The 12,745-nt window shown below is 56.0% G+C and carries 10 protein-coding genes; 6 read left to right on the top strand and 4 right to left on the bottom strand.

What is annotated here, in order from left to right; all coding sequences use genetic code 11:
* The first annotated feature begins 8 nt into the window (after nucleotides 1-8).
* Nucleotides 9-1,256, top strand: coding sequence for an LVIVD repeat-containing protein (locus BJF95_RS02995; RefSeq protein WP_075637979.1), 1,248 nt, complete (start codon nucleotides 9-11; stop codon nucleotides 1,254-1,256).
* Nucleotides 1,257-1,315: 59 nt separating this feature from the next.
* On the opposite strand, the gene mgrA is transcribed toward BJF95_RS02995, so the two are convergent.
* From mgrA to BJF95_RS02975, 4 genes are all read right to left on the bottom strand, one after another.
* On the bottom strand, nucleotides 1,316-2,359 hold the full coding sequence (gene mgrA / locus BJF95_RS02990; protein WP_075637978.1) for an L-glyceraldehyde 3-phosphate reductase: 1,044 nt from the start codon (nucleotides 2,357-2,359) through the stop codon (nucleotides 1,316-1,318).
* Nucleotides 2,360-2,430: 71 nt separating this feature from the next.
* Complete coding sequence (locus BJF95_RS02985; RefSeq protein ID WP_075637977.1) at nucleotides 2,431-3,693, bottom strand: SfnB family sulfur acquisition oxidoreductase; 1,263 nt, start codon at nucleotides 3,691-3,693, stop codon at nucleotides 2,431-2,433.
* Between the two features lie 9 nt (nucleotides 3,694-3,702).
* Nucleotides 3,703-4,971 (bottom strand): SfnB family sulfur acquisition oxidoreductase, encoded by a 1,269-nt coding sequence (locus tag BJF95_RS02980; protein ID WP_075638121.1) that lies wholly within the window; start codon nucleotides 4,969-4,971, stop codon nucleotides 3,703-3,705.
* Nucleotides 4,972-5,006: 35 nt separating this feature from the next.
* Nucleotides 5,007-6,410 (bottom strand): LLM class flavin-dependent oxidoreductase, encoded by a 1,404-nt coding sequence (locus BJF95_RS02975; protein WP_075638120.1) that lies wholly within the window; start codon nucleotides 6,408-6,410, stop codon nucleotides 5,007-5,009.
* 368 nt (nucleotides 6,411-6,778) lie between these two features.
* On the opposite strand from BJF95_RS02975, the gene BJF95_RS02970 reads away from it, so the two are divergent.
* The 5 genes from BJF95_RS02970 to BJF95_RS24545 are packed head-to-tail and all read left to right on the top strand — an operon-like array spanning nucleotide 6,779 to nucleotide 12,720.
* Nucleotides 6,779-7,774, top strand: coding sequence for an MsnO8 family LLM class oxidoreductase (locus tag BJF95_RS02970; RefSeq protein WP_075637976.1), 996 nt, complete (start codon nucleotides 6,779-6,781; stop codon nucleotides 7,772-7,774).
* Nucleotides 7,775-7,794: 20 nt separating this feature from the next.
* Nucleotides 7,795-9,141, top strand: coding sequence for an LLM class flavin-dependent oxidoreductase (locus BJF95_RS02965; RefSeq protein ID WP_075637975.1), 1,347 nt, complete (start codon nucleotides 7,795-7,797; stop codon nucleotides 9,139-9,141).
* Nucleotides 9,142-9,162: 21 nt separating this feature from the next.
* Entirely contained in the window at nucleotides 9,163-10,395 is a 1,233-nt protein-coding gene (locus BJF95_RS02960) for a M20 aminoacylase family protein (protein ID WP_075637974.1), read from the top strand.
* Nucleotides 10,388-10,924 (top strand): GNAT family N-acetyltransferase, encoded by a 537-nt coding sequence (locus tag BJF95_RS02955; protein WP_075637973.1) that lies wholly within the window; start codon nucleotides 10,388-10,390, stop codon nucleotides 10,922-10,924. Before BJF95_RS02960 ends, BJF95_RS02955 begins: the two co-directional genes overlap by 8 nt.
* Nucleotides 10,925-10,956: 32 nt before the next feature.
* Nucleotides 10,957-12,720, top strand: coding sequence for an amino acid ABC transporter permease/ATP-binding protein (locus tag BJF95_RS24545; RefSeq protein ID WP_075637972.1), 1,764 nt, complete (start codon nucleotides 10,957-10,959; stop codon nucleotides 12,718-12,720).
* Nucleotides 12,721-12,745: the final 25 nt, after the last annotated feature.

The raw sequence follows: 12,745 nt of genomic DNA, 5'->3' as shown, positions 1-12,745 counted from the left end.
TGAGAACCATGACAGACCTTCTGAAGCCAGACTTTGCCCGCAATATGAAACTGATCGGCCATAGCGATATTGGCGGACGTGGTGATGGGCTGCAATTGATGGTGCATCACGGCCATGCCTATGTGGCGCATCCGTGGTCGCAGGGCTTCTCCATCATTGATGTGCGTGATCCGAAACATCCGAAAACCGTGAACTATGTGCAGGCACCCGCCAACACATGGAACATTCACCTGCAAACCCACGGCGATTTGCTGTTGGTGATCAATGCGCTTGATCTGTTTGCCGATGTTGAAAGCTTCACCGATGAAAAGGCCTATTACACCCAATCGGTGGGCGAAACGGTGGGTGCCAGCAAGCGTGAGAAGGCATGGACCGCTGGCATGACCGTCTACGACATTTCCAAACCCGCCAACCCGCGTAAGATTGGGCAATTGGACGTGGATGGTGTCGGCTTTCACCGGCTCTGGTATGTCGGCGGGCGCTATGCCTATGCATCCGCCCTGCTGGATGGTTTTTCCGACTATATCTTTGTCACCATCGATATGGCCGATCCCACCAAGCCGGAACTGGTGGGCCGGTGGTGGCTGCCGGGCATGAACACGGCCGCTAGCGAAAGCCGCACATGGGCCGATGGAAAACGCTATGCCTTGCACCACGCATTGGTACACGGTGACACGGCCTATGCCTGCTGGCGCGATGGTGGCTTGACCCTTCTCGACATCAAGGACCATGCCGCCCCAAAACTGATCAAGCATCACAACTGGTCGCCACCTTATGGCGGTGGCACGCACTCTCCGCTTCCTTTGCCGGGGCGTGATCTGCTGGTGGTGGCCGATGAGGCGGTGCTGGACAATGAGGAAGATGGCCGCAAACACACATGGATTTTCGATATCCGCGTGCCGGAAAACCCAATCAGCATTTCAACCTTTCCCATTCCCAATGAGATCGATTACGCGAACAAAGGCGGCCACTTCGGCCCTCATAACCTGCATGAAAATCGGCCCGGATCATTTGTGTCGGACACCCTGATTTTTGCTACATGGCAAAATGCGGGTATCCGTGCCTTTGATATTTCCGATCCCTACCACCCGGTTGAAACAGGCGCTTTGGTGCCTGCCGCGCCCACCACGATGACGGATCGACGGCCCGGTCGCCCCAAGGTGATCCAATCCGCCGATGTGTTTGTCGATGCGAACGGGCTGATTTATGCGACAGACTACAATGCGGGGCTGGAAATCATTGAATATGGCGGGTGAATTTTACGCCGTCTGAGAAAACAAACCGGCCCGAACAGAGATGTTCGGGCCGGCCTGTTTTATACGACTTGATCGTGCGAGGGCTTTTCCCAAAGATTAATGCCGCCTTCGACGGCATAGCGGTCAATTTCGGCCAGTTCTTCGGCTGTAAACTCAAGGGTTTTCAAGGCATCGACATTTTCAGTAACCTGCCGGGCGGAGCTCGCTCCAATCAGCGCAGACGTCACACGCGGATCACGCAAGACCCATGCTATCGCCAATTGCGCCAGCGATTGACCACGGCGCGCAGCAATCTCATTCAGCGCACGAGCGCGCACAATATTGTCTTCCTTCAAATGCTCTGGCCGCAGAAAATCACCGCCGGGGCGGTTGACGCGGGCGTCTTCGGGAATGCCATTGAGGTATTTATTGGTCAGCAGGCCCTGTGCCAGCGGCGTGAAGGCAATGATCCCCGCGCCAACCTCATCGGCAGCGTCAATCAGGTCTTTTTCGATCCAGCGATTGAACAGGTTATAGGCGGGCTGATTGATCAGCAGCGGCACCTGCCGTTCCTTCAACAATGCGGCAATCTCGCGGGTCTTCGTGCCGGAATAGGATGAGATGCCAACATACAGCGCCTTGCCCTGCCGCACGGCCTGCGCCAAGGCATCGGCTGTTTCTTCCAAAGGTGTTTCGGCATCATAACGGTGCGAATAGAAGATATCGACATAATCGACACCAAGCCGTGTCAGGCTCTGGTCAAGGCTGGAGAGCAGCGCCTTTTTCGAACCACCACCGCGGCCATATGGTCCCGGCCACATATCCCAACCCGCCTTGGTGGAACTGATCAGCTCATCGCGGTACCTTGCAAAATCCTCGCGCAGGATGCGGCCAAAATTGATTTCGGCGCTGCCTGCCGGTGGGCCATAATTGTTGGCGAGGTCGAAATGGGTAATGCCCAAATCAAAGGCCTTGAACAGAATGGAACGCTGGGTTTCTACCGGTGTGGTATCGCCAAAATTATGCCAGAGGCCAAAGGAAAGTGCGGGCAGCTTCAGCCCGCTTCGACCTGTGCGGCGAAAATGGGCGTTATCATAGCGCTTGGGATCAGGCAGATAGGTCATGTTATGGTTTCCTATGGTCAAGAAAAAGCCGGGCGCAGAGGTATGCACCCGGCGGATCGAAAAATCGAAGGTCAGATGGCACCATGGCGTGGGGGCAGCTGATCATTCAGGTAGAAATTGCCGATGTGGTGATATTTCCAGCGCACCGGATCATGCAGCGAATGGGTGCGGGCATTGCGCCAGTAACGATCCAGCCCATAGGCCTCCAAAGTGGAGCGCGCACCGCCAAGCTCAATCAGTTTGGTGGATGCCAATTGCGCCACTTCCGTGCCCAATGCCTTCACTTCGGCAACGGCAATCGAGGCTTCCGCCACGGTTTGCGCATTGGGATTGGCCGTTGCAATGTCCAGAATGCGCCCGGCCCGCACCAAGAGCGCATCGGCGGCATGCACGCGGATGGAGACATCACCCACCGCATGAATGGTGTGCGGGTCTTCATAGCCATGCTCGATGGTCAGCTCGAAAAACGGCCGTGCATGGGCGCGAACATAGGAAATGGTTTCTGCTAGAGCGCCCCGCGCAATGCCCACTTGCACTGCCGAATGGATGATCTGGGCAAACGGCCCCATGGGCGTTGGTTGATCAAAAATCTCATCATGATCCACCACCTGAAACGGTGTGATTTCCACATCATCGAAGGTCACCGTGCCGCTGCCGGTGGAGCGCTGGCCAAAGGAGGTCCAGTCATCCACCAGATCAAGGCCCGGTGTGGCGCGATCGATAAACACCAGATGCACCCGGCCATTCGGCCCCTTGGCAACGGCCACAATGATGTGGGCAAACAGCGATCCGGTGGCATAGAATTTCTGCCCGTTCAGCTGCAGCTTGCCATTGCGCTCGGCAAAATGCGTTTTGTAATCCACCGGGGTTTTGGTGCCAATTTCGGTAAAGGCATTGCCAAGCCGATCACCATCCAGAACCCGCTGGAAATAATGGGCTTTTTGCGCGTCTGAGCCGGATAATCTGAGTGCCTCCACCATATAGAAATGGTTTTGTGGAATCTGACCGATGGAGGAATCTGCAGCTGAAATAATCGCTGTTACCTCGGCCAATGTCACAGCAGACACCCCGGCCCCGCCATAGGCTTTGGGCACGGTGATGGCCCAAAGCCCGCTTTGAGAAAATCGCTCAATCTCAGCCACCGGCAAACGCCGCTGACGATCACGCTCAGTTGCGCCCGAAGCGAAATCACGGGCCAATTCCCGCGCAATCACAAGGGCCTCCGCATCATCCTTGATCACATTCGCTTTGGCACGGCGTGGCGGAATATGTGGAGCAGGCCGACCTTGCGTGAGAGCGGCTTGGCGGTGCAGTGTACGATCTGTGGTGCTCATCAGCCTGCCTCAGTTCCACGCGTGGCGGGGTGGATGCTCGCCATTCAGGTAATAATTTCCAACGTGATAGAATTTCCAGCGCACCGGATCATGCAATGTATGCACCCGCGCATTGCGCCAATGGCGATCAAGCCCATGTTCTGCCAGTGTCGAGCGGGTTCCCGCCAGTTCAAACAGCTTGTTCGTGGCCAGAATGGCAATCTCGGTGGTCAGCACCTTGGATTCCGCCGTTTTGATCGTTGCTTCTGATACGGTGTCCAGCGTGCTATTGGCCCGCGCCACATCAATGCTGCGCCCGGCAATCTCCAGCAGCGCTTCTGCTGCATGCAGCTTGATTTTCAAATCACCAACGGCTGCAATGGTGAACAGGTCTTCGCTGGCGGTTTGCTTGCCGCTATCAATCCATGGACGGCTGAGGGTTTTGACAAAGGTGATCGTGTCATCAATCGCCCCACGGGCTATGCCCGCATCAATGGCCGATTGAATGATCTGCGACACCGGCCCGCCCACCGTAGGGTGATCAAACGAGGTGACTTTCAAAGCCCGCACCTTAGGCACCCGAACATTTTCGATTTTTACAGAGCCGGACGCCGTGGTGCGCTGCCCAAAGCTGGACCAATTGTTGGTCACAGTCAGGCCGGGTGCCTCACGGTCGGCAAAGACCAGATAGCCTTGACCTGTTTCGTCAACACCAACAATTGGCACCACATGCGACAGAAGCGCTCCGGTGGTGTAGAATTTCTCACCATTGACGATAACGTCATCGCCGTCATGGACAACCCTGGTTTCAAAATCGGCCACGGTTTTGCTTTTCAACTCGGAAAAAGCATTGCCATAGCGCAATCCCTGCAAGGCCCAACCGAAGAACAGTTTTTTCTGCTCTTCCGTGCCATCAAGGTCAACGGTTGCAACAATGGTCAGATGGTTTTGCGTCACTTGCGCAATGGCCGGATCGGCGCTTGCAATGGTGGAGATCACCTTGGCAAGGGTGGCATAGGACACGTCTGGCCCGCCATAGGCCTTTGGCACGTTGATGCTCCACAGCCCGCTTTGCGAATATTCATCCAGCTCGGTGATCGGCAGCAGACCTTCGCGGTCGCGCAAGGCAGCGCCCTGCCTGAAACGCTCGGCAAGACGCTGCGCAATCTCAATGGCTTCAGCATCGGATTGCACAATATGCGCAGGCGTGGCCGGGCGCGGACGCGGCGCAACGGGATCATTGGAATTGACGCGCGGGTGAACGGTGTAGTCGATCTTGGTGTCAGTAACGGTACCCATAATTGTGCCTCGTTGCTTGAAATTGGGATGAGAATTTAGCTGACATTGGCCAGCGGAGCGGTCTTTGCGCATTTGAACGCCTCAATATCGCGGTATTGATCAGCGGGATGGTTTTTCGGCAAATATGGCCCTTGGCCAAACAACTTTTCGCGCAGCGTTCCGGGCTTGTAGGCGGTGGGGTAGGCCCCGCGCTTTTGCAATTCCGGCACGATGTGGTTGACCACATCCTCAAAACTGCCGGGCGTCACCGCATAGGCAATGTTGAAGCCATCCACATCGGTGTCCGCCACCCATTCTTGCAAAATATCGGCCACCTGATCGGCAGCACCCACAAACACCGGCCCCAACCCTCCAATACCGCCGAATTTTGCCAATTCTTCAATGGTCCAGGATTTGTCGCCGCCAGCAATATGCTCGACAAACGAATGGATGGCATTGGTTTCCACCTTCTGGATCACATCGGTTGGCGCATATTGGCCAAAATCAATGCCGCTCCAGCCGGACATGAACACCAGTGAGCCATCATAAGAGACATATTGCTTGTAGTCTTCGAATTTGGCCTTTGCTTTGGCTTCAGTCTCGTCAGTGATGATGGTGATCAGCGTGTAGATTTTCACGGCATTGGGATCACGCCCCGCTGCAGCCGCCTTTTGGCGGATTTCGGCAACATGGGCTTTCAGCACCGATTTGGTGGGTGCTGCCACAAACACGCATTCGGCATGTTCAGCGGCAAATGCCTTGCCCGGGCCAGAGGCCCCTGCCTGATACAGCACCGGTGTCCTCTGTGGCGAAGGCTCCGTCAAACCATAGCCGGGAACATCAAAATACGCGCCCTTATGGCCGATTTCATGGACCTTGGATGGATCAGTGAAAACCCGTCCTTGGCTATCACGGATCACCGCGCCCTCTTCCCAGCTCCCCTCCAGCAGTTTGTAGATCACCTCAAGATATTCGCTGGCAATTTCATAGCGGTTGTCGTGGCGCTTCAGGCCCGTCTGCCCCACATTCTTGGCCCCGCTTTCCAGATAGGAGGTGACAATATTCCAACCTACCCGGCCCTTGCTGTGGTGATCGGCGGTCGCAAGCCGACGCGCAAACGTATAGGGGTGTTCGAACGAGGTAGACGCCGTGATGCCTATTCCCAGATGCTCGGTGGCGAGCGCAATAGGAGCCGCCAGCTGCAGCGGATCATTGACTGGAATTTGTGCGGCTTGCTGAATGGCATGGAAGTTCGAGCCTTTGTAGACGTCGTAATAACCGATAACGTCAGCAATAAAAATGCCGTCAAAAATGCCCCGCTCCAAAGTTCGTGCCAGCGTCTGCCAATAATCCAGATCCTTGTAAGTGTATGATTTATCATCCGGATGAGCCCAAAGACCCGGCGATTGATGCCCCACACAGTTCATGTCGAAGGCATTGAAATGGATCGTCCTGGTCATCAGCATGGCTCCTCATTCGGCAATTATCCGCGATGCACAGCATCGCAGATCGCTTCATTGAATAAAGTTATTCTATGTTTTTTGTGGTATAAATACGGGTAGGTTTTTCTGCCGCCTGCTAGACGCGCGAAAAATACGCCCAGTCACCGAAGGCTCCCAAAACCCAAACTTTGCTCTCTGTTGTTTCAGGACTGAGCATTCGCCTTGGGTTGGATGCGTCCTCTACCGTCCAGACTCGCCTTGAAGGTGAATATTTTTCCGCTGCAATTTTTTCTCTTTGGGCGTGAAAATGGAAAACCATTCCTTCTAAAATATTAATTCTACCGATTTTATAGACTATATGATATAACTGGAGTTGATGACTTCCAATGACCTATTCCCTCAGCCTTCTTGATAAAAGCCCTGTCGCCCCAGACGCCGCGGGCACCGATGCGTTGAAAGCAACCGTTGCCCTTGCCGCCCGCGCCGAAGCACTTGGCTATAAGCGCTTCTGGCTGGCGGAACATCACAATATACCGGCACTGGCCAGTTCCGCGCCGGAAACATTGATTGCTTATCTTCTGGCCAAGACCTCACACATCAGGATTGGCTCTGGCGGCGTGATGCTCCAGCATTACAGCTCCTATAAGGTGGCCGAAACCTTCAATCTTCTGGCATCCCTGGCACCGGGGCGCGTGGATCTTGGCGTTGGCAAGGCCCCCGGTGGCTTTCCCCATGCCACCCGCGCCTTGCGCATCGCGCAGGCAGATGCGCCGCCACAGGATTTTGAAAAGCAGCTCGATGACTTAAACCGTTACCTGCTGACGGATGCCGCTGCGGCCAATGACGTGCTGGCGACACCGGTGCCCACCATTCCGGCAGAGCGGTTTTTGCTCGGGGCAAGTGCCGCCAGCGCAAAGCTTGCCGCAGCAAAGGGCTGGACGCTTGTTTTTGCGGGCCACCTCAACGGCGATCAGCACACTCTTCAAGAAACCTTTGATGTTTACCGACGCGAGACCGGCGGCAAGACCCCCATTCTCGCTTTGGCCGCTTTTGCAGCAGAGCAGGAAGACCTCGCCAAAAGCCGGGTGGCAGACATCAGGATTTTCAAGACCATCCTCTCCAATGGTGTGAGCGTCAATGTTGGCAGCCCGGAACAGGCTGCTGAATTTGCCCGCCAATCGGGCGTGACAGAGTACCGGATTGAAGAAAAGACCCCGCATGTCTTGGCAGGCACAGGCGAACAGGTGCGCGAGCAACTCGACACGCTGCATGCCAACCTTGGGGTAAGCGAATTTATCATCGACATACCTGTGCCGCAGGCAGCGCTTCGGCTCAAAGCCATTGAGCTGATTGCCACCTCACGCCTGTCCCTCGCAGCCTGATTTCAAAGAAAGATCCTCCTATGACCAAGAAATCCATCAACTTCGGCATTATGTTGCATGGCCCCGGCGGCCATATGAATGCATGGAAACACCCAAGCGTTCCCGCTGACGCCAGCGTCAATTTCCCCTTCTATGTGGAAACAGCCCGCAAGGCAGAAGATGCCGGTATCGCTTTTGCTTTCGTGGCGGATGGGCTTTACATCAACGAGCAATCCATTCCACATTTTCTCAACCGCTTTGAGCCAATTGCCATTCTCTCGGCCCTTGCCGCATCCACCTCGAAGATCGGCTTGGTCGGCACTATTTCCACCTCCTATTCCGACCCTTTCACGGTTGCCCGACAATTTGCCTCCATTGACCTGATCAGCGGTGGCCGTGCCGGATGGAATGCGGTGACAACCCCGCTGGAAGGGTCTGGTCGCAATTACAGCCGCGAACACCCCGAACATTCCTTGCGCTATCAGATCGCCGAGGAATATCTGGATGTGGTCAAGGGCCTATGGGACAGCTGGGATGATGACGCATTTGTGCGCAACCGCGACACCGGCACATTTTTTGATCGCGAAAAGCTGCATCGGCTGGATCACAAAGGCCGTTTCTTCCGGGTGGAAGGGCCGCTCAATATTGGCCGTTCCAAGCAGGGACAGCCGGTGGTGTTTCAGGCGGGCTCGTCTGATTCCGGCATTCATCTGGCGGGCAAACATGCTGATGCGGTGTTTACCAACAGTGCCAGTTTTGAAGAGGCTCAGGCTTTTGCCAAGCAGGTCAAGCAAAGCGCGATCGCGCAGGGTCGCAGCGCCAGCGATGTGCTGATTTTCCCCGGCATCGGGCCAATTGTGGGGGCGACGCAGCAAGAGGCGGATGAGAAATACCGGGCCATCAAGGAGCTGGTCACCATTGAAGAAGCGTTACTGTTTCTGGGCCGCTTCTTCGATCACCATGATTTCCGCCAATATCCGCTGGATGCCCCCTTTCCGGAACTGGGCGATATTGGCAAAAACAGCTTCCGCTCCACCACGGACAAGATCAAGAAGACCGCCAAGGAAAAGGGCCAGAGCCTGCGTGAAGTGGCACTGGAAGCCGCAACACCCCGCAGCACCTTTGTCGGCACGCCGGATCGGATCGCGGACGAGATCATTCGCTGGGTGGATGGCGGAGCCGCCGATGGCTTCATTCTGGGCTTTCCAGTGATCACCGAAGGGCTGGATGATTTCGTGACGCATGTGCTGCCCGTGCTGGAAGCGCGGGGTTATTATGATCGCGTTCAGCAGGGCGACACGCTGCGCGATCACCTCGGCCTTCCCTTCCGCGAAAGCCGCTATACGGCCAAAACTGATGACCAGACAACAAGGGCAGCCAGCGCCTAAGCGCACGGGCTGAAAACAACCATGAACATCGCCGTCGACAGCCACCTGATACAAGACCGGGTGGCAAGGAAGATCCGTACCTATTTGAGTGAGATCATCGCCTTTCGGCGCGATCTGCACCAGAACCCGGAACTGGCCTTTCAGGAAAAACGCACCAGCAATCTGGTGGTCTCGCATCTTGCCTCTTATGGCTATCAGATTGAGCATGGCATTGCCGGAACCGGCATTGTTGCCACGCTAAAAAAGGGCGATGGAGACCGCGTCATCGGCCTTCGCGCCGATATGGATGCCCTACCCATCACGGAAGCCACTGGCCTCGATTATGCCAGCCGCAACAAGGGGGTGATGCACGCCTGCGGTCACGATGGGCACACGGCTATTCTCTTGGCCGCTGCTCGCTATCTGGCCGACTTCAGCAGTTTTGATGGAACGGTTCGGCTGATTTTCCAGCCTGCCGAAGAAATTGGCGCAGGGGCCAAAAAGCTGCTGGCAGAAGGCTTGTTTGAGCGTTTTCCGGTGGATGCGGTGTTTGGCCTTCACAACTGGCCGGATGTGCCTGCCGGTTCGTTTGGTTTCGTCTCTGGACCGGTCATGGCGTCGGTGGATCAGGCCTATATCAAGGTGGTGGGTAAGGGCAGCCATGGGGCAGAGCCGCACCGGGGCGTTGATCCGGTGCTGGCCTCTGCCTCGCTGATCACCGCCTTGCAAAGCATTGTGTCGCGCAATGTCGATCCGCGCGACATGGCGGTGATCACGGTTGGCTCAATTCATGGCGGCTCGGCCTCGAATGTCATTCCCGAAAGCGTGGAATTGAAGCTGACAGTACGCACCTTCAACGAGGCGGTGCGCCAGCAACTCAGCCAGCGCATTCCGGCATTGGCAAAAGCGCAGGCGGAGAGTTTTGGCGCAAGGGCTGAAGTGGAGTACCGCTTTGGCTTTCCAAGTGTTCTCAACCATGTTGCGGAAACCGCTTTTGCCCGGAAGGTCGCCTTGCAAACTTTCGGTGAAGAGAGGGTGATTGCCGATTTCCAACCGCGCACTGCCAGCGAAGATTTTGCCTTTTTGCTGCAAGCCCGGCCCGGTAGTTATCTGTTTGTGGGTAATGGCGATAGCGCACCGCTGCACAGCGCCGATTACAATTTCAACGACGACATCATTCTGCCTGCCGCCCTCTACTGGGTGCGGCTGGTGGAAAGCTATCTGTCATCTCCCTCATCCTCTGTGACTGTTGAAAAGGTGCTCCGTCATGACTGACACGTTCGTTTACACATCACCTTTGGACCCTTTGGCCAAGCCGCTGATTGATGATCTGATCCGCGAGTATGATGGCCGATACGGAACATACTTCAGTGCCGCAGGTGCGATTGAAGAAATCAATCGCTATCCCGTGGAAGCCTTCCAGTCACCCGTTGGCAATTTTCTGCTGTTGCTGCGCAATGGCCAGCCGATCAGCGGTGGCGCCTTCAAGTTTTACGATGAAAACACAGCCGAGTTCAAACGCATCTGGACCCATCCCGATCATCGCCGTCAAGGCTTGGCGCGCACCGTTCTTATTGAGCTGGAAGCGCAGGCTGCCCGCCAAGGCTATCGTCGCATCTATTTGACCACAGGGTTTCGCCAACCGGAAGCAGTCGGACTGTATCTGCGCAATGGCTACACAGCGCTGTTTGATCAGACGGTCGATCCGGAAATTCACCGCACGTTGCCGTTTGAGAAAGACATCGCACACCTGAATGTTCGCGATCACGCCTCTGTTGCGGCGCGGCAGGCCATTTCGGCATAACGCCCTTCAACCACACCAGAAAGGATGGCCGCATGGCTCTCACCTCGGATTTCTCAGGCATCCATCGCGTGGACGTGGCAGAGGACCATTCCCACGATTATGCAAGGCTAAAGATTGTGCCAGCCCGCTACCCGGCCCGCACCATCGGCACCGTATTCGCGGCGGTGGTGATCTTTGCAGCCCTCTATTCTACCTTTACCAATCCGCGTTGGGGCTGGAGCGTGTTTGCGGAATGGTTCTTTGCCGAGCCTGTGCTGGCCGGGCTTGGGCGCACCCTGCTGTTAACGCTTCTGGCAACGGTTTGCGGCTCCCTGCTTGGCACAGCACTGGCGCTGGCGCGTGTGTCGCGCTCGCCTCTGCTGTCCGGTCTGTCTTGGGGCTATATCTGGCTGCTGCGCTCGATTCCGATGATTGTTCTGCTGCTGGTGCTGAACAATCTTGGTTATCTCTATGAAACCATCCGTATTGCCGTGCCGTTCACCGGGCAGGTGCTGGTGGATTATCCAACCGCGCAATTGCTGACACCCTTTGCCGCAGCCTTCATTGGCTTGACACTGAACCAATCCGCATTTTTTGCCGAAATCGTCCGCGGCGGCATTCTTTCCGTTGATCAGGGACAATTGGAAGCCGCAGCCGCCCTTGGCCTGTCGCGCCAGCGCCAAGCTTTCAAAATCGTGCTGCCGCAGGCCATGCGCTCCATTCTGCCCACCGGGTTTAATGAAATCATCGGCCTCGCAAAAGCCACCTCGATTGTCTACGTGCTGGCGCTGCCGGAGTTGTTCTATACCGTGCAGGTGATTTATCGCCGCAATCTGGAAGTCATTCCACTGCTGATGGTGGCGACAGCTTGGTATCTCGTCATCATGACCGTGCTGTCCGTGGCGCAATATTACATCGAGCGCTATTATTCCAAGGGCGCGCTTCGCAATCCCAGATCATTGCCATTCCAATCGTTTTTTAAACGTGCAGACCAGCCTTTCCCCGTGCCTGAAACAATGGATCGCGCAGCACTTCATGAGCTGAAAGCCGTGCGCAAGGGCGGTGTGGTGCGCATTCAGGGAGTGTCGAAAAGCTTTGGTCATTTGAAGGTACTCGACAATATTGATTTGACCCTGAAAGCCGGAAGCGTGACCGCCATTTTGGGACCGTCCGGCTCGGGAAAATCAACCTTGTTGCGCACAATCAACCATCTGGAGCGCGTTGACAGCGGCTTTATCTCGGTGGATGGCGAACTGGTTGGCTACGACCAACGCGGCACGACGCTGTATGAGTTGAAGGAAAAGGATATTCTCAAGCGCCGTGCGGGCATCGGCATGGTGTTCCAGAGTTTTAACCTGTTTCCGCATCTGACCGTGCTGGAAAACCTGATCGAAGCGCCGATCACCGTTTCAGGTCTGTCTCGCAGCGACGCCATTCTGGTGGCGCAAGATCTGCTGGCCCGCGTTGGCCTCAGCGACAAAATCAATGCTTATCCCCGGCAATTGTCCGGCGGCCAGCAACAGCGTGTGGCGATTGCGCGCGCCTTGGCGCTCAAGCCAAAAGTTCTGCTGTTTGATGAACCCACATCCGCCCTCGACCCCGAACTGGTGGGCGAAGTGCTGGATGTGATCAAGGAGCTGGCCAGCACTGGCACCACGCTGGTGATTGTCACCCACGAGATCGGCTTTGCCCGCGAAGTGGCCGATACGGTCGTTTTCATGGAAGGCGGGCGCATTCTGGAAATCGATACGCCAGATCGGATTTTCACCAACGCTGCTCATCCCCGCACCTGCGAGTTTCTGGCCAAAGTGCTGTGAGCGGCGCGCGCCATCGACCTCACAT

Source organism: Rhizobium oryziradicis (assembly GCF_001939045.1).
GTDB lineage: Bacteria > Pseudomonadota > Alphaproteobacteria > Rhizobiales > Rhizobiaceae > Allorhizobium > Allorhizobium oryziradicis.
This window is presented reverse-complemented; position numbering and strand designations above follow the sequence as displayed.